Origin of the sequence: Undibacterium sp. YM2 (genome assembly GCF_009937975.1) — a bacterium.
Lineage (GTDB): Bacteria > Pseudomonadota > Gammaproteobacteria > Burkholderiales > Burkholderiaceae_D > Undibacterium.
The window spans coordinates 5,453,607-5,475,115 of record NZ_AP018441.1 but is presented as its reverse complement, the minus strand read 5'-3'; the positions used below and the strand labels follow the sequence as shown (position 1 = coordinate 5,475,115).

The 21,509-nt window shown below is 51.7% G+C and carries 24 protein-coding genes and 1 pseudogene; 16 read left to right on the top strand and 9 right to left on the bottom strand.

Annotated elements, in window-relative coordinates:
• Positions 1–80: 80 nt before the first annotated feature.
• The gene (gene rfaE2 / locus UNDYM_RS25080) at positions 81–560 is read left to right on the top strand and encodes a D-glycero-beta-D-manno-heptose 1-phosphate adenylyltransferase (protein ID WP_162043559.1); all 480 of its coding nucleotides are present in this window, start codon (positions 81–83) and stop codon (positions 558–560) included.
• Here the strand turns inward: rfaE2 and UNDYM_RS25075 are convergent.
• The 3 genes from UNDYM_RS25075 to UNDYM_RS25065 form a co-directional block, all read right to left on the bottom strand.
• The gene (locus UNDYM_RS25075; RefSeq protein WP_162043558.1) at positions 557–3,037 is read right to left on the bottom strand and encodes a GGDEF and EAL domain-containing protein; all 2,481 of its coding nucleotides are present in this window, start codon (positions 3,035–3,037) and stop codon (positions 557–559) included. The genes rfaE2 and UNDYM_RS25075 overlap by 4 nt on opposite strands.
• A 130-nt stretch (positions 3,038–3,167) precedes the next feature.
• Positions 3,168–3,638, bottom strand: coding sequence for a tRNA (uridine(34)/cytosine(34)/5-carboxymethylaminomethyluridine(34)-2'-O)-methyltransferase TrmL (trmL, locus tag UNDYM_RS25070; protein WP_162043557.1), 471 nt, complete (start codon positions 3,636–3,638; stop codon positions 3,168–3,170).
• Positions 3,639–3,647: 9 nt separating this feature from the next.
• On the bottom strand, positions 3,648–4,388 hold the full coding sequence (locus tag UNDYM_RS25065) for a ComF family protein (RefSeq protein ID WP_162043556.1): 741 nt from the start codon (positions 4,386–4,388) through the stop codon (positions 3,648–3,650).
• A 71-nt stretch (positions 4,389–4,459) separates the two neighbouring features.
• On the opposite strand from UNDYM_RS25065, the pseudogene UNDYM_RS25060 reads away from it, so the two are divergent.
• From UNDYM_RS25060 to UNDYM_RS25035, 7 genes and pseudogenes are all read left to right on the top strand, one after another.
• Positions 4,460–5,373, top strand: a pseudogene (locus UNDYM_RS25060) (methyltransferase domain-containing protein).
• A gap of 222 nt (positions 5,374–5,595) precedes the next feature.
• Positions 5,596–6,783 (top strand): cytochrome c oxidase subunit II, encoded by a 1,188-nt coding sequence (gene coxB / locus UNDYM_RS25055; RefSeq protein ID WP_162043555.1) that lies wholly within the window; start codon positions 5,596–5,598, stop codon positions 6,781–6,783.
• A 24-nt stretch (positions 6,784–6,807) separates the two neighbouring features.
• Positions 6,808–8,403: a cytochrome c oxidase subunit I gene (gene ctaD / locus UNDYM_RS25050; protein ID WP_162043554.1), complete on the top strand. Its 1,596-nt coding sequence runs from the start codon at positions 6,808–6,810 to the stop codon at positions 8,401–8,403.
• Between the two features lie 48 nt (positions 8,404–8,451).
• On the top strand, positions 8,452–8,559 hold the full coding sequence (locus tag UNDYM_RS30880; RefSeq protein ID WP_232063105.1) for a cytochrome oxidase small assembly protein: 108 nt from the start codon (positions 8,452–8,454) through the stop codon (positions 8,557–8,559).
• Between the two features lie 12 nt (positions 8,560–8,571).
• Positions 8,572–9,168 (top strand): cytochrome c oxidase assembly protein, encoded by a 597-nt coding sequence (locus tag UNDYM_RS25045; protein WP_162043553.1) that lies wholly within the window; start codon positions 8,572–8,574, stop codon positions 9,166–9,168.
• Positions 9,165–9,380: a DUF2970 domain-containing protein gene (locus UNDYM_RS25040; protein ID WP_162043552.1), complete on the top strand. Its 216-nt coding sequence runs from the start codon at positions 9,165–9,167 to the stop codon at positions 9,378–9,380. The genes UNDYM_RS25045 and UNDYM_RS25040 overlap by 4 nt, the downstream gene beginning before the upstream one ends.
• 39 nt (positions 9,381–9,419) lie before the next feature.
• Positions 9,420–10,280: a cytochrome c oxidase subunit 3 gene (locus tag UNDYM_RS25035; RefSeq protein WP_162043551.1), complete on the top strand. Its 861-nt coding sequence runs from the start codon at positions 9,420–9,422 to the stop codon at positions 10,278–10,280.
• A 116-nt stretch (positions 10,281–10,396) separates the two neighbouring features.
• Here UNDYM_RS25035 and UNDYM_RS25030 read toward each other — a convergent pair whose 3' ends face one another.
• A complete protein-coding gene (locus UNDYM_RS25030; RefSeq protein WP_110256438.1) occupies positions 10,397–10,597 on the bottom strand; it encodes a twin transmembrane helix small protein in 201 nt (66 codons plus the stop codon).
• A gap of 61 nt (positions 10,598–10,658) precedes the next feature.
• Between UNDYM_RS25030 and UNDYM_RS25025 the strand changes: the two genes are divergently transcribed.
• Genes UNDYM_RS25025 through UNDYM_RS25005 form a run of 5 tightly spaced genes read left to right on the top strand, consistent with a single transcriptional unit; the run spans position 10,659 to position 14,524 of the window.
• Entirely contained in the window at positions 10,659–11,372 is a 714-nt protein-coding gene (locus tag UNDYM_RS25025; RefSeq protein ID WP_162043550.1) for an SURF1 family protein, read from the top strand.
• A gap of 34 nt (positions 11,373–11,406) precedes the next feature.
• Positions 11,407–11,964 (top strand): cytochrome C oxidase subunit I, encoded by a 558-nt coding sequence (locus UNDYM_RS25020; RefSeq protein WP_232063456.1) that lies wholly within the window; start codon positions 11,407–11,409, stop codon positions 11,962–11,964.
• Between the two features lie 9 nt (positions 11,965–11,973).
• Positions 11,974–13,065, top strand: coding sequence for a heme A synthase (locus UNDYM_RS25015; protein ID WP_162043548.1), 1,092 nt, complete (start codon positions 11,974–11,976; stop codon positions 13,063–13,065).
• Positions 13,062–13,946 carry a heme o synthase gene (gene cyoE, locus UNDYM_RS25010; protein ID WP_162043547.1) on the top strand — a complete coding sequence of 295 codons (885 nt, stop codon included), beginning with the start codon at positions 13,062–13,064 and terminating at the stop codon, positions 13,944–13,946. The genes UNDYM_RS25015 and cyoE overlap by 4 nt, the downstream gene beginning before the upstream one ends.
• Entirely contained in the window at positions 13,943–14,524 is a 582-nt protein-coding gene (locus tag UNDYM_RS25005) for an SCO family protein (RefSeq protein ID WP_162043546.1), read from the top strand. Before cyoE ends, UNDYM_RS25005 begins: the two co-directional genes overlap by 4 nt.
• 174 nt (positions 14,525–14,698) lie before the next feature.
• On the opposite strand, the gene rpoH is transcribed toward UNDYM_RS25005, so the two are convergent.
• The 4 genes from rpoH to ftsY form a co-directional block, all read right to left on the bottom strand.
• The gene (rpoH, locus tag UNDYM_RS25000; RefSeq protein WP_162043545.1) at positions 14,699–15,595 is read right to left on the bottom strand and encodes an RNA polymerase sigma factor RpoH; all 897 of its coding nucleotides are present in this window, start codon (positions 15,593–15,595) and stop codon (positions 14,699–14,701) included.
• Between the two features lie 336 nt (positions 15,596–15,931).
• A complete protein-coding gene (locus UNDYM_RS24995) occupies positions 15,932–16,846 on the bottom strand; it encodes an ABC transporter permease (protein ID WP_162043544.1) in 915 nt (304 codons plus the stop codon).
• Positions 16,847–16,877: 31 nt separating this feature from the next.
• Positions 16,878–17,552, bottom strand: a complete 675-nt coding sequence (locus UNDYM_RS24990; protein WP_162043543.1) for a cell division ATP-binding protein FtsE — start codon at positions 17,550–17,552, stop codon at positions 16,878–16,880.
• Positions 17,553–17,578: 26 nt separating this feature from the next.
• Positions 17,579–18,673 (bottom strand): signal recognition particle-docking protein FtsY, encoded by a 1,095-nt coding sequence (gene ftsY / locus UNDYM_RS24985; protein WP_162043542.1) that lies wholly within the window; start codon positions 18,671–18,673, stop codon positions 17,579–17,581.
• A 108-nt stretch (positions 18,674–18,781) separates the two neighbouring features.
• Between ftsY and rsmD the strand changes: the two genes are divergently transcribed.
• From rsmD to UNDYM_RS24970, 3 genes are read left to right on the top strand one after another with little or no spacing between them, the layout of a single operon-like run.
• Entirely contained in the window at positions 18,782–19,477 is a 696-nt protein-coding gene (gene rsmD, locus UNDYM_RS24980) for a 16S rRNA (guanine(966)-N(2))-methyltransferase RsmD (RefSeq protein ID WP_162043541.1), read from the top strand.
• A 55-nt stretch (positions 19,478–19,532) separates the two neighbouring features.
• The gene (coaD, locus tag UNDYM_RS24975) at positions 19,533–20,033 is read left to right on the top strand and encodes a pantetheine-phosphate adenylyltransferase (RefSeq protein ID WP_162043540.1); all 501 of its coding nucleotides are present in this window, start codon (positions 19,533–19,535) and stop codon (positions 20,031–20,033) included.
• Between the two features lie 39 nt (positions 20,034–20,072).
• Positions 20,073–20,339 carry a YfhL family 4Fe-4S dicluster ferredoxin gene (locus UNDYM_RS24970; protein ID WP_162043539.1) on the top strand — a complete coding sequence of 89 codons (267 nt, stop codon included), beginning with the start codon at positions 20,073–20,075 and terminating at the stop codon, positions 20,337–20,339.
• Between the two features lie 6 nt (positions 20,340–20,345).
• Here the strand turns inward: UNDYM_RS24970 and UNDYM_RS24965 are convergent, their stop codons facing one another.
• The gene (locus UNDYM_RS24965) at positions 20,346–21,491 is read right to left on the bottom strand and encodes a sensor domain-containing diguanylate cyclase (protein WP_162043538.1); all 1,146 of its coding nucleotides are present in this window, start codon (positions 21,489–21,491) and stop codon (positions 20,346–20,348) included.
• Between the last annotated feature and the right edge of the window lie 18 nt (positions 21,492–21,509).

The window sequence follows — 21,509 nt, the reverse complement described above, 5'->3', positions numbered from 1 at the left end:
TACGAAAAACCTTGCGATTTCCCTCTGTGTCTCCGTGCCTCTGTGGTGAGAGGTTTTCGTAAAATACCCACAAATTTCCTATGCCAGAATTCGAAAAAAAACTCACCACCCGCGAGCAATTGGCGGAACGTGTACGCGAGCTACCCAAACCCGTGGTCATGACCAACGGCGTATTCGACATCCTGCACCGTGGTCATGTCAGCTATCTCGCTGATGCACGCGAATTTGGTGCTTCGCTGGTGGTGGCGGTGAATACTGATGCTTCGGTCAAGCGACTGGGCAAGGGCGATGACCGGCCAGTTAATTCCTGTGAAGACCGAATGGCGGTACTGGCAGCGCTGGAGTCTGTCAGCCTGGTGGTGGAATTTGATGAAGATACCGCTTTGCAGGCAGTGCTGGCAGCGCATCCTGATGTATATGTCAAAGGCGGTGACTATGATATGACAGCCATACCCGAAGGTCAGGCGGTGCTGGCCTATGGTGGTACGGTAGCAGCCATCGATTTTGAGCATGACCGTTCGACCAGCAAATTGCTGGCCAAAGTGCGCTCAGGCGCTTAAGTTTTTTGTCGCTGCAGTAAGATCTCAAACTCTTCCGGTGGCAAGGGTTTCGAGAATAAATAACCTTGCGCAAAATCGCAGCCTGCCTGCTTCAGCAAGTCATGCTGCTGTTGCGTCTCTACCCCTTCGGCAATGACTTTCAGGTCCAGCTTGTGCGCCATCATGATGATGGCTTCTGACAAGACAATATCACTGGCATCCGTTGCCAGGTTACGGACGAAGGACTGGTCTATCTTGAGGTAATCGATATCAAATTTCTTCAGGTAAGACAGTGAAGAATAACCGGTACCAAAATCATCAAGCGCCACCTGTATCCCGGCGTCGCGGAACTGCAAGAGTTTGCTGGTGATTTTCTGGCTGGCATCCAGCAATAATCCTTCGGTAATTTCTACGCTGATGGCCTGGCCAGGCAGGTTTTGTAGCGCCAGCTCATGTATCCAGTTGATATAACGTTCCTGGTCACCCTGGAATTCCATGGGAGACTGATTGATACTGATCTGGAAATCTGGGCGATACAGCTCGCGCCATTTCCTGACCCAGCGCAACGCCTCACGGAATACCAGGTCGCCGATGGCGATGATCAGGCCGCTGGTTTCTGCAATGGGAATAAACTCCATGGGGCTGATGAATCCCCGTTGGGGATGTAGCCAGCGTACCAGAGCTTCAGCTTTTTGTATTTTTCCGCTATGGATATCGACGATGGGCTGGAAATAGACGCGCAGGCTATTTTCAGCAATCGCAGTGCGCAGATCATTCGTCATGCGCAGACGTGCCAATGCAGCAGTCTGCAGGCCGGGTGTGAAATAGCTGAAGCGATTCCGGCCCTGGGCCTTGGCCGCATACATGGCCTGGTCGGCGTGCTTGATGAGGTCATCCAGATTGTCGGCATCGCGCGGGTAGACGGTGATACCCACGCTGGCAGACAAATAGATTTCTTCGCCCGCCAGCTGGAAGGGGGTGGACATGCTGCGTATGATGTTTTGCGCGATGGTCTCAGCCCGGTTTTCCTCATGCATCTCTGGCAGAGAAACGGTGAATTCATCACCACCGAGGCGGGCCACGGTATCGCTTTCCCTGACGCACTTGCGTAGTCGGTGCGCGGCTACTATCAACAAGGCATCGCCAGTGGAGTGGCCCAGGGTGTCGTTGACTTCCTTGAAAAAGTCCAGATCAATGAACAGCACAGCCAGCGCCAGCTTATGGCGTTTGCTGAGCTTGATGTCGTGATCCAGCCTTTCATAAAACATGCGCCGGTTCGGCAGGCCGGTCAGGGTATCGATATTTGCCTGTTGCCAGATCAGGGCTTCGGTTTTTTTCTTTTCTGTGATATCGAGCACGGTACCGAGCATGCGCTGCGCCCGCCCATCCCTGTCCCATTCCACCACCGCACCGACAGACAGTATCCACGCCCATTCACCGCTGGCTTTCTTTTGCCGGAATTCGACCCGGTATTCATCGCTCCTGCCCTCCAGATGTTCTCTGAAAGCGCGCGCTGCTGCGGGGATATCCTCGGGATGCACCCTGGCTACCCAGTTCTTTTTATTCTCTCGAAAACCATCATGTGCAAAACCCAGCATGTGCGCATATTCTGGACTGACTATGGCATCACCAGTCAGCACGTTCAAGTCATATAAGCCTTGATGAGTAGCTGACAGTGCCATGCGCAAGCGTTCTTCGCTTTCACGCAGGGCAACTTCAGCCTGCTTTCGCTCTGAAATATCGGTGTGGGTGCCCACCACGCGGGTTGGCTTGCCATCGCTATCACGTTGTATGACCGTACCGCGTGTCAGTATCCATTTCCAGCTGCCATCCTTGCATTGCACCCGGTGTTCATTGATATAAATGGGTGTCTTGCCATCAAAATGGGCTTGCCTGTCCAGATGCATCTGTCTCAGATCGTCAGGATGGGTGCGCCTGTCCAGTTCTTCGGATAAATCAGCTATGTCTTCTTTTGTATAGCCATAAATTTCGCGCAGGCGGTCAGACAATATCTCTATACCAGTTTGCGGGTACCAGTCCCAGACACCGTCACCAGAACCTTCCAGTGCCAGTTGCCAGCGCTCTTCATGCAGATGCAATTGCTCTTCGCTTTGCTTGCGCTGGCTGATATCAATAATCATGGCATAGCAACCCCTGACCTTGCCGTCATGATCAAATACTGGAAAGAGCTGGGCTGAGATACTGCGGGTACCGCCGTGCAGGTAGGGTACCGTGGTTTCGTAGGCGATGCTTTCTCCTGACAGTGCACGCATTACCTGCGGGCGCACATGCTGAAAAGCTTCTTCGCCTATGACTTCGGCCATGTGCTTGTTAATGACTGCAGCGCGGGGTATGCCAAACCAGTCTATATATACCTGGTTGATGAACTGGTAGTGGTAATTGGCATCGACATAAGAAATGCAGACGGGCAGGGCATCAATCAAATGCCGCAGTTGTTGCAAATCATTTTCAAATTGCTCAGTTGCCGGATTTTGCACGGTCTTGACCCTGATATTCGCTCTACTGCAAACATGCTAAAGGTTTTTTCAGCAAATGCAGCAAATTTCAGGTGCCGTGTGGTAATTTAGGTAATTAACATGTGGCAATGAAAACACTGTTCACCAAAACTTAGCTGCCGCCCGCAAAACCATTTTGACGCCAGGCCTCATACACCACGACTGCCACCGTGTTGGATACATTCAGGCTGCGATTATCTGGCCGCATAGGCAGGCGTATGCGCTGGCTGGCCGGAAAGGACTCGCGCAATTCAGGTGCCAGGCCACGGGTTTCTGCACCAAACACAAAATAATCACCGGGCTGGAAGGCCAGGTTTGCAAAAGCGGTGGAGCCGTGGGTGGTCATGGCAAACATGCGGCTGCTGTCGGGCTGCTCGCTGGCGCAAAACTCTGCCCAGTTTTTGTGCACTTTCATGGTCGCGTAGTCATGATAATCAAGACCTGCGCGTTTCATCTTGCTATCGTCCAGAGGAAAGCCCAGTGGCTCTATCAAATGCAGTTGCACACCTGTGTTGGCACAGAGGCGGATGATGTTGCCAGTATTTGGCGGTATTTCTGGTTCGACCAGGACGACGTGAAACAAGGTGATTCCTTAGTGAATATGGGGAAGGGTGCGGGCAAAAACATAAGCTGTCACTTTGGCGGCACCGTAACGTTTCAACATTGTAGCGATTTCATGCAGGGTCATGCCAGTAGTCATGACATCATCGACGATACCCACATGCATGCCGCGCAGACTTTCTTGCTGGCTTTCATCGATACAAAAGGCATTTTTGACATTGCGCGCCCTGGCGGCATTTGGCAAGCTGCTTTGCATCGCAGTGTTCCTGCTGCGTTGCAGGAGATGCATGTTGGCCGCTATGCCCAGATGCTTCGCCAGTGGCAGGGTGATTTCCCAGGCCTGGTTGAAACCACGCTCCGCCAGCCTGTCTTTACCCAGCGGCACGGCACACAGCAAATCCGGTAATTCAAGGCCTTGCTGCTGCAGTATGCTATCCCTGAGCATGCCGGCAAACCAGGGCACCAGGGCCAGTTGATGGGCAAATTTCAAAGACAGCACCAGTTGATCCTGGGGAGCGGCATAATCACAGACGCTCAGTGTGTAGTCAAAGGCCGGTGGATTGCTGAGGCAATCGCCGCAGCGTGGACTGGCACTGGCGGGTGGCAAGGGCAGGGCGCATTGCAGGCACCTGGTCTGAACGGTCTGGAAATAGCGGGCATGGCATGCCCGGCAAACCACTTCGCTGCTATCCAGGCGGCACAGGGCGCAGGAATTTGGTATCAGGGCAGCCAGGCCTCTTTTCCAGGCCATTTTGAGTTTGTCTGTGATCATGAGCGCATGAGTGTATACAAGCGTGTAAACTGCCTGCTTGAAGAAAAAACTTATTCCTTATTATTTTGCCTATGTTGAGTGCTCCTATCAATCTGCAACTGGTGCGCCGTCTGTTTGCCGATGCAGCAAAAATCCGTGCTTCCGACTTTTTGCGTCGTGAAATAGCCACGCGCATGCGTGAAAAACTGGAGCTCGTCAAAATCCAGCCTGCTGCTGTCCTGGATGCCGGTTGTGGCGAGTCAGATGATATTGCTGAATTGCAAAAAAGTTATCCTGCTGCTCTAACTTACGGTATTGATGCTTCTTTGTCCATGCTGGAGGCGGGCAAGGACAAGCACCTGGCGGCCAGGAGCGCGGTCGGGCGTTTGTTATCCAAATGGACGCCCGCGGCCTTGCGCCAGGACTCCAGCCAGTATTTACTATGCGCTGATTTCGCCCGTCTGCCTATGGCAAATGCCAGTGTCGATCTGATCTGGTCGAATCTGGCATTGCACTGGCACCCGCAACCCGACCTGGTATTTGCCGAATGGCGCAGGGTATTGCGCACCGAGGGCCTGCTGATGTTTTCCTGCTTTGGCCCGGATACCCTGGTGGAATTGCGCCAGGCCTTTGCTGAAGTGGATGATTTGCCACATGTGCTGCCTTTTGTGGATATGCATGATTTTGGCGATATGCTGGTGAATGCAGGATTTTCCACGCCTGTCATGGATATGGAAAAAATCACGCTGACTTATGCCAGTGCCGATAAATTGCTGGAAGACGTGCGCGCCCTCGGGGCAATCCATTGATGACACGCAGGCAAGCCTTGCTGGGCCGCAAAGCCCATGCGCGCTTGCTGGCAGCGCTGGATAAACGCAAAGATGCGGATGGGCGCATAGCCCTGACGCTGGAAGTGGTTTACGGCCATGCTTTCCGGCCAGTCAACCGCAAAACTGCTGCCGGAGAATCCATAGTCCGTTTTGATTTGCCTAAAAAATCACCTTAATCCAGATCAAAAAAAGCCGAAAAACTGTAAAATTTCTTCATAAATCTTTGTGACATTTGAGCGAGATCATAGATGTCATTCATGTATTCTGCTTGATATCGCCCTGCTTTACGCCTTATACTCTTGCAGTTGTGGAAGTTGCCGGAACGCATATGAAAATTTTTTGAATCTGTGTCCCTGGCGCTCTGTTAAAAGAATTCTAATCGGGTTTTGGGGAAATTCATGAAACATGCTAAGCGATTAAAGTCGTTCATGCTGGGTGCCTCGCTCTTGGCTGCTAGTCTGCCAACGTGGGCGGTGGTCAATGGTCCGGTAGTGGATATGAAGGGCGGTCCGGCAGTCAAGCAGTTGAATCTGCAGCCACCTGTTACGCAAATTGCGGAGCAAATCTATTCCATCCATAACCTGATGCTGGTTATCTGCATGGTCATTTTTGTGGCAGTTTTCGGGGTGATGTTTTATTCCATCCTGAAACACCGCAAATCTGTTGGCCATAAGCCTGCCACTTTCCACGAAAGTACCGCTGTTGAGATCGCCTGGACAGTTGTGCCTTTCATCATCGTTATTGTCATGGCTTTGCCAGCAACAAAAACTGTTGTTGCAATGAAAGATACCTCGAACGCCGACATCACCATTAAAGCCACGGGCATGCAATGGAAATGGGGCTATGATTACCTGAAGGGTGAGGGCGAAGGCATTTCCTTCCTCTCGACACTGGCGACTCCCCGTACGCAAGTTGGCGCACCTGGCGTAGAACCTACAGAAAAACGCGGCGACAATTACCTGATTGAAGTTGACAATGAAGTCGTGGTACCGGTCAACAAGAAAGTCCGCATCATCACTACCGCCAATGACGTTATCCATGCCTGGACTATCCCCGCGTTTGGTGTGAAACAGGATGCGATTCCTGGTTTCGTCCGTGATACCTGGTTCAAGGCTGAAAAAATCGGTACTTACCGTGGTCAGTGTGTAGAGCTGTGCGGTAAAGAACATGCCTTCATGCCTATCGTTGTCAATGTCGTTTCTGACGATGACTACAAAAAATGGGTTGATACCAAGAAAAAAGAAATGGCTGCCAAGGCAGATGATCCAAGCAAGGTCTGGACTGTCGATGAGCTGAAACAACGTGGCGAAAAAGTCTATGCAGCAAACTGCGTGGCCTGCCATCAGGCGACCGGTAAGGGTGTACCAGGTGCTTTCCCTGCACTCGACGGCTCGGCTGTTGTGACTGGTCCTAAAGCAGCTCAAGTCGGTATTTTGCTGAATGGTAAGGGTGGCATGCCAGCCTGGAAGGCTACTTTGTCTGACACAGAAATTGCTGCTGTAATCACTTATACCCGCAATAACTGGTCTAACAAGGCTGCTGAAAACATCGTCCAACCAGCTGAAGTTTTGGCTGCGCGTAAGTAATAAACAGGAAGAACAGGAGAAAAGATGAGCACTACTACAGTTGATCACGCTCACGATCACTCTCACGACCACGCGCATGACCATCCACATGGTTTCCAGCGCTGGTTGTTTGCCACCAACCATAAAGATATCGGTAGCCTGTATCTGTGGTTCGCTTTCACGATGTTGCTGGCCGGTGGTGTTATGGCCCTGGGCATTCGCAGCGAATTGTTCCAGCCTGGTCTGCAGCTCATGCAACCGGAGTTCTTTAACCAGCTGACCACCATGCATGGTCTGGTCATGGTGTTCGGCGCGATCATGCCGGCTTTCGTTGGTTTTGCCAACTGGATGATCCCACTGCAGATCGGCGCGTCTGATATGGCGTTCGCCCGTATGAACAATTTCTCGTTCTGGCTGATGCCACCTGCCGCCTTGTTGCTGATGGGTTCTTTCTTTGTTCCTGGCGGCGCAACGGCTGCCGGCTGGACACTGTATGCACCATTGTCCACACAAATGGGCCCTGGCATGGATATGGCGATTTTCGCGGTCCACATCATGGGTGCGTCTTCCATCATGGGTTCCATTAACATCATCACGACCATCCTGAACATGCGCGCTCCTGGCATGACCTTGATGAAGATGCCGATGTTCTGCTGGACCTGGTTGATTACTGCCTACCTGCTGATCGCTGTTATGCCAGTTCTGGCCGGTGCGATTACGATGACGCTGACTGACCGTCATTTCGGTACATCCTTCTTCAATGCAGCTGGCGGCGGCGACCCTGTCATGTACCAACACATATTCTGGTTCTTCGGACATCCAGAGGTGTACATCATGATTTTGCCAGCCTTCGGTATCGTTTCCCAGATCGTTCCTGCATTTGCCCGCAAGCCTTTGTTCGGTTATGCATCGATGGTGTATGCAACCGCATCCATCGCGATCCTGTCCTTCATCGTCTGGGCGCATCACATGTTTACAACCGGTATGCCAGTGACGGCACAGTTGTTCTTCATGTATGCCACCATGCTGATCTCGGTACCTACCGGCGTGAAAGTATTTAACTGGGTGGCGACGATGTGGAAAGGCTCGATGACTTTCGAGACACCTATGTTGTTTGCAGTCGGCTTCATCTTCGTGTTCACCATGGGTGGTTTCACAGGTCTGATCCTGGCGGTGACCCCGATTGACATCCAGTTGCAGGATACTTACTACGTGGTTGCCCACTTCCACTATGTATTGGTGGCGGGTTCCCTGTTTGCCTTGTTCGCCGGTTACTACTACTGGGGTCCAAAATGGACAGGTTTCATGTACAACGAAACGCGCGGCAAGATCCACTTCTGGGGTTCGCTGATTTTGTTCAACGTGACCTTCTTCCCTATGCACTTCCTGGGTCTGGCCGGTATGCCACGACGTTATGCTGATTACCCAGCGCAGTTCACTGACTTCAATCAGATTGCCACTATCGGCGCGTTTGGATTTGGTCTGATGCAGGTGTACTTCATCCTGGCAGTGGTTATCCCGTCCATCAAAGGCGGCATACCAGCAGAAGCGAAACCATGGGATGGTGCTGAAGGCCTGGAATGGACAGTGCCTAGCCCTGCGCCTTTCCACACTTTTGAAGAACCACCAGAATTCAAATAATGTAGTGCGGCTGAGGCTTGCTCCGGTTTTGCCGGAGCAAGACAAAAAATGAGTAATCGAAAAAAACCGAATAACTTGCGAACTGCCATCATTTTGTTTTCTGTGGCACTGGTGTTTTTTGCCGGTGTCTTCATCAAGCAAACCTGGTTACGTTGATAGGATAGCTTCATGTTGCAAGAGGAATCCGGCGTCGCTGGCAAGAACAAGCTGAATGCCAAAATGCTGGGCAAGTTGCTGGTGATCGCGGTTCTGATGTTTGGATTTGGTTACGCGCTGGTGCCCATTTACAAGCAGATTTGTGAATTGACGGGTGTGAATATACTGACGCCCAAGGATATCTCGGTTAAAGAGATTTCCAATTCCCAGATAGACAGAAGCCGTGAAGTGACGGTGGAGTTTGATGCAAATACGCAGGGCCCGTGGCGTTTTCGTCCTACCGTGGCGAGCATGAAAGTGCACCCCGGTGAAATGACACAAATCGTTTATGAAGTAGTCAACAAGCAGTCTTACAAAATGGATGCGCAGGCCATACCCAGCTACGCACCACAACAGGCTGGCAATTACTTCAAGAAGATGGAATGCTTTTGTTTCAAGCAGCAGACTCTGGGGCCAAATGAAGCGCGGCAAATGCCGGTAGTGTTTTATCTGGACCCGGCCCTGCCCAAAGATGTGAAGACGATTACCTTGTCTTATACTTTCTTTGAAGTTGGCGTCAAGCCACAGGCAGCAACTGGCGTAGCTGGAGAAGGGCAGGGTAAGTCATGACTGATTTGAAAGAAGCAAGCAAGCGTAAGGCTTCGTTTTTCGCAACAATGAAAGCCGTATTCTGGTCGTTTCTGGGAATACGTAAGAAAACAGATTATGAGCAGGATGCAGCGCAGTTGAATCCTGTTCACGTGATTATTGCCGGCATCATAGGTGCGCTGATCTTTATTTCAGTGCTGATCATGATAGTCAGACATGTAGTCGCAAAATAACAATTCAAGTAGTACATTAAATTGCATCGGGAGATGGAAATGAGTTCTCAACACGCTAATGCGCCATACTATTTTGTGCCTGGCCCATCCAAATGGCCAGTACTTGGTGGCACCACCTTATTGCTGACCATGATAGGTGCTTCTGCCTGGGTCAACGGTCTGGCCTGGGGTTCTTACCTGAACTTCGCAGGTATCATCCTGACACTGGTGGTCTTGTATAACTGGTTTGGCGATGCGATTGCTGAATCTGAAGGCGGCAAATACAGTGCGCGTATCGACGTTTCCTTCCGCTGGAGCATGAGCTGGTTCATTTTTTCTGAAGTGATGTTCTTTGCAGCCTTCTTTGGTGCATTGTTCTATGCACGTACTATCTCCATGCCCTGGCTGGCTGATCTGGATCACAAAGTCCTGTGGCCTGATTTTGCTGCGAACTGGGGTAATGTGGGCCCGGCTGGTACAGTCGAAGCCTTCAAGACCATGGGCCCTTTCCCTATCCCTACGATCAATACGGCCTTGTTGCTGACTTCCGGCGTGACGCTGACGATTGCTCACCACGCCTTGCGTGAAGGCCATCGTGCCAAGACAGCATTCTGGTTGTTTGCTACTGTCTTGCTGGGCGCAGTGTTCATGGGCTTCCAGGCTTACGAATACATGCATGCGTATAGCGAACTGAACCTGAAACTGACTTCTGGTATCTATGGTTCCACTTTCTTCATGCTGACCGGTTTCCACGGTTTCCATGTAACCATGGGTGCGATCATGTTGTCGGTTGTCCTGTATCGTGTCATGAAAGGTCATTTCACACCTGAACACCACTTCGCATTCGAAGGCGCTGCCTGGTACTGGCACTTTGTTGACGTGGTCTGGCTGGGTCTGTACGTCGTGGTCTACTGGCTGTAATAGCAAGCAGTAGCGTAAAAAAAGCCGCACAGTTAGTGCGGCTTTTTTACATATATGGAAATGCCTGAATAGCTGGTAGTGTTAGAACCCTTACGTCCCTGAAATCCGGGACGGACTTACCTGATACCGGTAGGTTGTATCAAGCCAAAATGGTTGGCCAGCAGGATCAGCAAAAACAGCGTGATGGAAAACCCCACCCTGAAGGCCAGTGCCTTGACCGTACGATTGCTTTTTCCCTTGTCTTTCATCAGATAAACCAGGGCAGACCCCAGGCTGAACAGGATAAGGAAAAAAGCGATGGCGACAAGAATTTTCATACTCGGTTATTGTTGATACTTTAATTGATCGACTCCTGCATTGTAATACCTTAATACCTGAATGCCTATTTCCTTCCGCTTCCGACTGATTCCGTTTATCGCCAGCCTGCTGTTGATCAGCCTGGGCATCGCTTTGGCGCAATGGCAGACCCACAGGGCAGAGGAAAAAGAAACGCTGGCAGCGGAAATGGCCGAGCGCCAGCATTTGCCTGCGCTGGCATTGAATGCGCAAACGCCGCCTGGACAGTTGCTGGCGTTTCGCAAGCTGCAAGTCAGCGGGCAATTCATACGCGAATGGCCCTTGTATCTGGATAACCGTCCCCTGCAGGGAAAAGCAGGTTTGTATGTGCTGATGCCTTTCAAACTGGCCAATAGCAGCAAGTATGTCCTGATCGCCCGCGGCTGGCACCCGCGTGATGCGCGTGACAGGATGCATGTGCCGGATATTCCGGTTCCAGGCGGTCAAGTCATGCTGGAAGGTATACTCAGGGACAGGTTGGAGCGGGTAATGCAACTCGGCCAGGCCGAGGCGGTCAAACCTGGCAGCCTGCTGCAAAATATCGATGTTGAAGCATTGGCAAAACAGACGCGCTGGGATTTTTATCCCTTTGTGCTGGAACAAACTTCTTTGGAAAACGATGGTCTCTCGCGCGAATGGCCGATGCCTTCGGCGGGTGCTGACAAGCACAGGGGCTATGCCTTTCAATGGTATGCACTGGCTCTGATGGCCTTCTTATTTTTTGTTGTTACTGGATTTCGTCGTGGAAAAAACTGAAAAGCAAAAGTCGCGTGGTCGCTGGAAATTATTGATGGTGCTGGCAGTCTGTGCTGCCCCCATGGTTTTTTCTTACCTGACCTACTATGTCATCAAGCCTGAGGGCCGCACCAATTACGGCACCATACTTGATCCGCGCAACTACCCCATGCCCAAGCTGGCCGGGCATCTGCTGGGTGCGGCGGCGACTGATCCCGTGATTGGTCTGGAAGCCTATAAAGGCAAATGGCTGATGCTGCAGGTAGATAGCGGTGCCTGCGCCGAGGCTTGCCAGAAAAGAATGTATGATATCCGCCAGTTGCGCACCGCCCAGGGCAAGGAAATGGACAGGATAGAGCGCGTCTGGCTGATCACCGACGATGCTCCCATCGATACCATGTTGATACGCCAGCATGATGGGGCCCGCATGCTGAAGGTTGATCCTGCCGCCCTCAAGGCCTGGTTGCCGACCGAGAGCGATACCCAGATCAGCGACCATATTTACCTCATAGATCCGCTAGGCAATCTGATGATGCGTTACCAAAAAAATGCAGATGCCAACAAGATTAAAAAAGACCTCAGCAAATTATTGCGTGCGTCAGCGATAGGTTAAACAATAATCATGTGGTTGCAGATAGCATTGACAGCACTGATGGTCGCGGTAATACCGGCGGCTATGGTATTCCTGTCCAGGGAAAAGAATAAATACCGCAAGCTCATTGCGGTCACTGTCACCCTGACTTTTGAGCTCATCATGTTTGGCGCATTCACCCGCCTGACAGATTCTGGTCTGGGTTGCCCGGACTGGCCGGGTTGCTATGGTCAGTCCAACCCCTTGCAATCCCATGCCGCGATCAAGGCGGCAGAAATTGCCATGCCAACTGGCCCCGTGACTTTACAAAAAGCCTGGATAGAAATGGTGCACCGCTATCTGGCGATGAGTGTGGGCATACTGATTATTGCCCAGATGGCGATCGCTTGGGTACGCCGCCGCCAGCTTGCAAGCAGTCCCTGGCTGGCCACCTTCCTGCTGTTCTTTGTTTGCCTGCAAGGTGCATTCGGCGCCTGGACTGTCACCCTCAAGCTGCAACCCGTCATAGTGACCACTCACCTCATCCTCGGCATGGGTTTGCTGGCACTGCTCAGTGCCAGCCTGGAACAGCAAAGCAGCTCGCTGCCGGGCCGCAGCATTGCTGCCGCCGATGGCAGGCGCATGCTATGGCCAGCCAGCCTGGCTTTAGTGCTGGTGTTTGTGCAAATCAGTCTGGGTGGTTGGGTAAGTACTAACTATGCTGCCCTGGCTTGCCAGGACTACCCCATGTGCAATGGCCAGGTCATACCGGCGATGGACTTTGAACATGGTTTCAGCCTGTGGCGCCAGCTCGGCCAGACTGTAAATGGTGATTACCTGCCTTTCAATGCCCTGGTTGCCATACACTGGGTGCACAGGAACTTTGCCTTGCTGGTAGTCGCAGTCTGTCTGTGGGCCGCGCTCAGGGCGCGCAAGATTGCCGGGCTGGAGAAACTGGGCCGTAACATCCTGCTCGCCATTATTGCCCAATTCATCATCGGCATTTCTACCGTCTTTTTTTCCTGGCCTTTGCTGCTGGCAGTTTTGCATAATGGGATGGCTGCCATGCTCGTGCTTTTGCTGACCATGTTAAACTACCGCATAAGGCATGTGAGCCTTGCCGCTGCCAAAGATAGATCATGACCACTTTAAGTTTGCCTTCCAACCGACTGGCTCAGTACTGGGCTTTGACCAAGCCCCGTGTGACCCAGCTCGCGGTATTTTGCGCCGTCATCGGCATGTTCCTGGCGACACCGGAGTTGCCTGCCTGGCGCGTAGTCGTCGCTGCCACCGTAGGTATCTGGCTGCTGGCAGGTGCTGCTTTCGCAGTAAATTGCCTGGTGGAAAAAGAAATTGATTCTCGCATGGCAAGAACTGCACGCCGTGCAACAGCCCAGGGTGAGATTACGGTGCCGCAGACTCTGGTATTCTCCGGCGTCATCGGTGGCATGGGCATGTGGGTCTTGTATACCATGGTCAATCCGCTGACCATGTGGCTGACCTTCGTCACTTTCGTTGGCTATGCCGTCATTTACACCATCATCCTGAAACCGGCGACACCACAAAATATCGTCATTGGTGGTTTGTCAGGTGCCATGCCACCAGCACTGGGCTGGGCAGCTGTCGCAAACGATGTGCCTATGCAGGCCTGGTTGCTGGTATTGATCATTTTTGTCTGGACACCACCGCATTTCTGGGCGCTGGCAATGTACAGGCGCGACGATTACGCGCGTTCCGGCCTGCCGATGTTGCCAATTACCCATGGCCTTGAATTTACCCGCTTCCATATCTGGCTGTATACCATTGCTCTGTTTGCTACCACCATGCTGCCCTATGCGGTACATATGAGTGGCCTGATTTATCTGGTCAGCGCGATTATCCTGGGTCTGATTTTCCTTTGGTATGCATGGCGTATTTACAAGCACTATGATGACGTGCTGGCGCGCAAGACGTTTGCCTATTCCATTATTTACCTGTCCCTGCTGTTTGCAGCCTTGTTGATTGATCACTATATCAAGCTATGAAAATTCTGAAGCACATGGCCAGTATGCTGATGGCGTTGAGCCTGCTTGCTTGCGCCCCGGCCCAGGAAAAATTCAATAACACTGACCTGACCGGCCTCGATTACGCCAAAGACTTTGCGTTGACAGATCATAATGGCAAGGCACGTACGCTGGCAGACTTCAAGGGCAAGGCGGTAGTGATCTTTTTTGGCTATACCCAGTGCCCGGATGTCTGTCCGACCACCATGGTGGAAATGGCCAATGTCATGAAATTACTGGGCACGGATGCGGACAAGGTGCAGGTGCTGTTTGTGACCCTGGACACTGAACGCGATACCCAGACCTTGCTGGCCAACTACGTCCCCAATTTTGACAAGCGCTTCCTGGGCTTGTATGGCGATGCCGCTGCAACGGCCAAGGTAGCCAAAGAATTCAAGGTGTTTTATCAAAAGGTAGAAGGCAAAACACCCGGCAGCTATACCATGGACCATACGGCGGGCAGCTATGTATTTGATCCTCAGGGGCGCATACGCTTATTCCTGCGCCATGGCCAGGGGGCAGAAGCTGTTGCCCATGATTTGAAAATCCTGCTGAAGTAAAGCGACAGAGAATACAAAGCAGACGGCACTCATGTCACGAAATGAGCGGCAAAATTGACCGCGAAACCGACCTCGGATAGCCAACGCTCGGCCACAAAAACGGCCACAAAGCACGCTGGATAAAACAAAAGGCACTCTTGCGAGTGCCTTTTTCATTGCTGCAGCCTGTTTTGATTATGCAAAACTGCTGAGGCTGCCCTTCATTTTCTTCAGGGCTGCGCTTTCGATCTGGCGTATACGCTCGGCAGAAACACCGTATTCGTCAGCCAGTTCATGCAGGGTGGCACCTGTACCATCATCATTCTTCAGCCAGCGTGATTCTATGATGTGGCGTGAGCGCGCATCCAGCTTGGACAATGCAGATTCCAGGCCTTCGCTTTGCAGACGGTCATACTGGCGCGTTTCCAGCACACGGGTAGGCTCGTCAGATTCAGTCTTCAGATAAGCGATGGGAGCAAATTTCTCATCATCATCATCCGTCGGTGCATCCAGGGCGATATCGTGACCGGACAAACGCATTTCCATTTCTATGACTTCTTCGCGTTTGACATCCAGTGTTGATGCCAGGGCATCAATCTGCTTAGGTGTCATCGCGTCCAGGCCTTCTTTATGGCTGCGCAGGTTAAAGAACAGTTTGCGCTGGGCTTTGGTCGTTGCTACTTTGACCAGGCGCCAGTTTTTCAAAATGTACTCATGCATTTCAGCCTTGATCCAGTGCATTGCATAGGATACCAGGCGCACGCCCTGGTCAGGATCAAAGCGTTTGACGGCTTTCATCAGGCCGATATTGCCTTCCTGAATCAAGTCTGCATGCGGCAGGCCATAGCCGAGGTAACCGCGGGCGATGGAAACTACCAGGCGCAGATGCGACATAACCAGTTGCTGAGCGGCAGCCAGGTCATTGTCATCACGCAATTTTTTAGCGTAGTCAATTTCTTCTTCATGCGTGAGCATGGGCAGACGGTTGACTGCAGAGATATAGGCATCAATATTACCCAGCGTGCCACTAAAGCCTAGAGCCAGCGCTGTGCTGTCGGTTGCAGGGATCAATTGTGTCGATGTAGTTGCCATTTTTCCTCCTTATTGCTGCCTTAAGAGTATCAATTACTCCTTTTGGCACTTTCAAGTTCCTATATTAGCACTCTCTTGAGAAGAGTGCTAATACTCAGATTCTATGAAGTTCATCAAATAAATCTATTGAAAAACAAGCATTCATTTACAGCATATATAGTGCTTAGATAGACGCCTGGGTGGAAAGTTGCAATCAATTCGATGCAAATTGTAAAAGCCTGTTGCAAAACCTGGATGTGCAGGCTGATGCCATGGTGCCAGATATTGCCAAACACTGCGGTCAGCACTATGGAGACGAAACAGCAGTCAATTTATTGTGAGACAGGTGTCAAAAATTTAGCTGGCGCTAGCCAACTGCCTTCTTACTGACAGAAAAACACCAATCAGGCCAAGCAACATGCTAACAGCCAGCAGTATGGCGCTCTGTACGATACCCAACGGAACAAGATGGAATTCTGAGGCATATAATTTAGCAAATTCGGCAATTGCCTTGTTCAAGGGTTGCAGGGAAGCAGCAATCAAGCCCAATGCCAGGCCTCCGGCCAGCAGGCCCAGCAAGGCGCCGGTATAGTAATAAGGCTTGTGGATGAAACTGTTGGTCGCCCCCAACAGGCGCGATACGGCAATTTCTGCCCTGTGTGAAATCACTTGCAGGCGGGTGGCATTAAATACCACCACGATCACCACCACACCCAGAGTGGCGGCCAGGAACATCAGACCCAGTTGCATGATTTGCACCAGTGCTGCCAGGCGCTTGACCCAGGCAGAATCAAGTTGCACGACATCGACATCCTGCATTTGCTTTATTTCTTCGACCAGCGCTTCTATCTTGCCAGCATCACTATTCGACATGGACAAGACATAGGCGTCCGGCAGGGGATTGCCACCCAGGGTAGACAAGACTTCCGCCAGGTTGGATGATTGCTCCAGGCTGGCCAGGGCCTTGTCCTTGGGAATGAAGTTCAGGTTGGCCGTGATGTTTTTTTCTTTCAGCAATTTCTTCAGCGGTATTGACAAGGCGGTGGCCGTTGCCCTCGGTGTGTCCGGGCTGACGAAGATGCTGATCTCAGGTTCTATGGACAGTTGCGACGAGATGGGACGTATATTTTCTATCAGGGTCAGGCCGGCGATGGGTAGCGCCAGTGCAATGGCGACCACCAGCACATTGAAGAGGAAATTACCCGGGCTGCCACGCAGATGGGCGAAGGCGCTCTTGATGGCGAACAAGTGTTGACGAAACCAGTTGGTCATGAATTCTTCCTTGTTATTCTGTACTGCAGGATCAGGCGGCCAGTGAGGATTTCCAGGTGCTGACGACCTGGCCCTGGCTCAGGTAAATCACACGGCTGGCCTGATCGAGAAATTGTTCATCATGACTGGAGATAATGCAGGTGACACCGGCGCTCTGGAAAGCCTTCAGCGCACTCAATACCTTATTGGCATTATCACGGTCGAGGAAGGCCGTAGGTTCGTCTGCCAGGATGATCTGTGGCCGGTTGACAATGGCGCGGGCTATTGCCACCCGCTGCTGCTCACCACCAGATAATGCCAGCGGCAGGGAATAAGCCTTGTCCGGCAGGCCGACTTTTTCCAGCGCAATGCGGGCGCGAGTTTCGGCTTCAGCATGGGAGGCACCAGTGACGATGATGGGCAACATGACATTCGCCAGCACATGGCGGTCAGTCAGTAATTTTTGGTCTTGCAAAATCAGGCCCAGCTTGCGGCGCAGATAAGGCAGGCTGCTGGTTTTGAGCTTGCCTATGTCCTGGCCATTGACCCTGACATGCCCCGCCGTCGGTTTCTCTATGCCTGCAATCATCTTCAGCAAGGTCGATTTACCTGCACCAGATGGACCAGCCAGGAAGATCAATTCACCGGCGGCAATTGACAATGAAACATCTTTGAGTGCATACACATCTTGCGAATACTGTTTGCTGACGTGTTCAAATTCAATCATGATCGCGTTAGACCTTTTATGAGCAATTAACTGAGCAGGGCGTCAACAAATTCCTGGGCGTTAAACGGCTGCAAATCTTCAATCTGCTCGCCTATGCCGATGAAATACACGGGCACAGGGCGGTTCTTGGCGATTGCTGCCAGCACGCCACCTTTGGCTGTGCCATCAAGTTTGGTGATGACCAGGCCAGTCAGTTGCAGCGCATCGTCAAAGGCCTTGACCTGGGCCAGGGCATTCTGGCCAGTGTTGCCGTCGATGATCAGCAATACTTCTTGTGGTGCACCATCCATACCCTTGGCGATGACGCGTTTGATTTTTTTGAGTTCTTCCATCAGATGCAACTGGGTAGGCAGGCGGCCTGCTGTATCCACCATCACTACATCAGTACCACGGGCGCGGGCAGATGCCACTGCATCAAACGCCACCGCCGCCGGGTCGCCGGATTCTTGCGCGATGACAGTGACATTATTGCGCTCGCCCCAGATGGTCAATTGCTCACGCGCTGCCGCACGGAAGGTGTCGCCCGCAGCCAGCAATACTGACTGATGGTGGCTTTGCATATGTTTGGCCAGCTTGCCTATGGTGGTGGTCTTGCCCGCACCATTGACACCGGTGATCATCATGACCAGGGGTTGGTAACGACCCAGTTCCAGCGGTTTTTGCAAGGGGGTCAGCAATTCCAGCAACAGGGCTTTGAGGGCCGCCTTGACTTGCTCTGCATCAGTCAGCTTTTCTTCCTTGACCTTTTTCTTCAGGCCATCGAGCAGGAACTGGGTAGCTTCGACACCTGCATCCGAGGTCAGCAGGGCAGCTTCAAGTTCTTCATACAAATCATCATCAATGCGGGCACCGATGAAGAGGGTGGTAAGATTCGAGGATGTTTTGGCCAGCCCGGCTTTCAGGCGGCTTAACCATGAGCGTTTTTGCTCAGGTTCTTGTGGCTTGGCGGCAAGTACTTCTGCCTGCGCAGGAGTCTGAAGTGACGTAACAAGTGACGTAACTTCAGCCGCTGGCGCAGGAACAACAGCCTCATGACTGCCTGGCGCAGTGACTAGCGGTGCCGGATCAGCCACAACAACTGGCGCCTCTTCTTTGGGCTTCTTTTTGAAAAAACTAAACATCGGGATATTTTGGGAGTGCGGGCGGCAAAATAGCCAGCCCTGATATTAGAATGCTGCCATTTTAACAGACAGCGCAAGATAAACTGATTTAGCCGTAGCAAGCATGCAATGAAAACAAATAGTAATAAAAAAATAAAAAACGCGGCCGCAAAAGCCACACCGGTAAAACGTCAACACCATCAAGTCCGCATCATAGGCGGTGCGTGGAAGCGCAGCCTGCTCAGCGTGGTTGATGCCGAGGGGTTACGCCCTACGCCAGACCGCGTCCGGGAAACCCTGTTCAACTGGCTCAACCACTTGCTGCACAGTAACTGGACAGGCGTGCAATGCCTGGACCTGTTCGCAGGTAGTGGCGCCCTGGGTTTTGAAGCCGCCAGCCGTGGTGCAGCGCAAGTCATCATGGTCGAGGCACATACGCCAGCTTATAAACAACTGGAGCAAGTGCGGGATAAATTGCAAGCCAGCCAATGCAAGCTGCTGAGGGCAGATGCACTCAAGGTAGTCGAGGGCATGGCAAACCAGGCTCAGAAAATGGATGTGATTTTCCTTGATCCTCCTTTTGAGCAGGATTGGCTGGAGCGTGTCCTGCCAGCCTGTGCGCCATTGCTGAGCGCTAAGGGCTGTATTTATGTCGAATCAGAATTGTCACTGACTATCTCTTCTGGCGACGTAGCGACAGATGAAAAATTGGCTAAATTATTAAGTGGATGGCAAGTTATCCGCGCAGATAAAGCAGGTAGTGTGTACTTCCATATACTGCAACGCAACATTTTGCCGCATGAGGCGCACGAAAATCAGGCATAATGCCTGCTCAACTTGGTGCATATCCTTATGCAGATTGCGAAAAAAGGGAGTGAAGATGGTCACAGCCGTTTATCCGGGAACATTTGATCCGCTGACACGCGGTCATGAAGATCTGGTGCGTCGCGCCTCTGGTCTTTTTGATACTTTGGTGGTGGGTGTGGCGGATAGCAAAAGCAAGAATCCATTTTTCTCCCTCGATGAACGCCTGGAAATTGCCAATGAAGTGCTGGGCCATTATCCAAATGTGAAGGTAGAGAGCTTCTCTGGTTTGCTGAAAGACTTTGTGCGCAAGAATGATGCGCGCGTCATCGTGCGTGGCCTGCGTGCCGTGTCTGACTTTGAATATGAATTCCAGATGGCAGGCATGAACCGTTACCTGCTTCCAGATGTAGAAACCCTGTTCCTGACGCCCTCTGATCAATATCAATTTATTTCAGGTACGATAGTGCGTGAGATCGCCATGTTTGGCGGTGATGTGTCAAAATTTGTTTTCCCTTCAGTGGACCGCTGGTTGAAGAAGAAAGTTGCTTTGCTGGCCGAGAAGACGAGTAGTTAATTAGTACGTGCTGAATAATCAGCACATGAAAGTGAAGACATGGCCCTGATGATTACAGACGATTGCATCAATTGCGATGTCTGCGAACCCGAATGCCCTAACGACGCCATCTACATGGGGCCGGAAATTTATGAGATCGATCCACATAAGTGCACTGAATGTGTAGGTCATTACACAGAGCCGCAGTGTCAGCAGGTGTGCCCGGTCAGTTGTATTCCTTTTAATCCTGAGTGGCGTGAAACTCCGGAGCAGCTTAAGGCCAAGTACGAACAACTGCAGGCCGACAAAAAGCCTGCGCAAGCATAAGTCTGCTTAAAAACACCTCACCTGATTACGCCCGCCGTTTTTAGCCTGATATAGGGCACGGTCGGCACGCAACACCAGGTCGCGCGCGATGCTGGTGGCATTGTCGTAATTGGTATTTTCATCAATGGTGGTTAGGCCTATGGATATCGTGGCCTGGCAAGTGCCCGCTTCACTCAGGACAAAATCCTGGCCAGCAATGCTTTTGCGTATGCGTTCTGCCACCTGTATCGCATCATGCAGATTGGTGTTGACCAGCACCACGACAAATTCTTCGCCGCCAAAGCGGCCCAGGGTGTCACTGAGACGCAATTCATTCTTGATCCTTTTTGCAACCTCTTTCAACACATCATCACCACCCTGATGCCCGTAGCGGTCATTGATCTGTTTGAAGAAATCGATGTCCAGATACATGCAGGCAATACTGTATCTTTGCCGACGCGCACGGGCAATTTCTTCCAGCATGCGTTGTTCGACATAACGGCGGTTGCTGACATTCGTCAAAGGGTCGGTCAGGCCTATATAAGTCAGGCGCTCATTGTTGATGACGTTTTCCAGGCAGATCGCAATGATGGAACCCAGGCGCTCGATAAAATCTGTTGCCATGTTCGGCTGGAAACGGTCAGCCTTGAAACTGCCGAGGTTCAGGCAGCCAATCAGGCGGCCTTGCCTGCGCATGGGGATGATGGCAATACTTGCCGGTTTTTTATTGAAGCTGCTGAAGTAAGATGAGTAAGCGAGGCTCTGGTACAGGCCTAACTGGGGTTTGTGCAGCGCAGTTTCTGGCTGGCTCAGTTCTACTTCATGCCGCAAGAAAACCAGGTGCGGGAATTCATTCAGGTCTATCTTCAGGTCGCACAGCATTTGCTGCAAGTCGCCCATTTTATCGAACAAGACCAGAGACACTACATCAAGCTCTGAAGTGATCGCCAGTGCGCTGAAAATATTTGTGATGAGTTCACGAAAACTGTTGGCGCCAATAATCTTCAGATCAAAACTCTGGTGCCGCGCCATGATGCTTTGATTGCGGTGCGCAAGTTCAAGCAAGCTGTCCAGCCGTGCACGCAGCGCCTGATTTTCATGCTGCAATTCCAGTAGCGCAGACGGGGCTTCATCTGGCTCTGCATCGGTATGCGCTGGCATCATGCTTTCCATGTTGGTCTGTAATTAGAA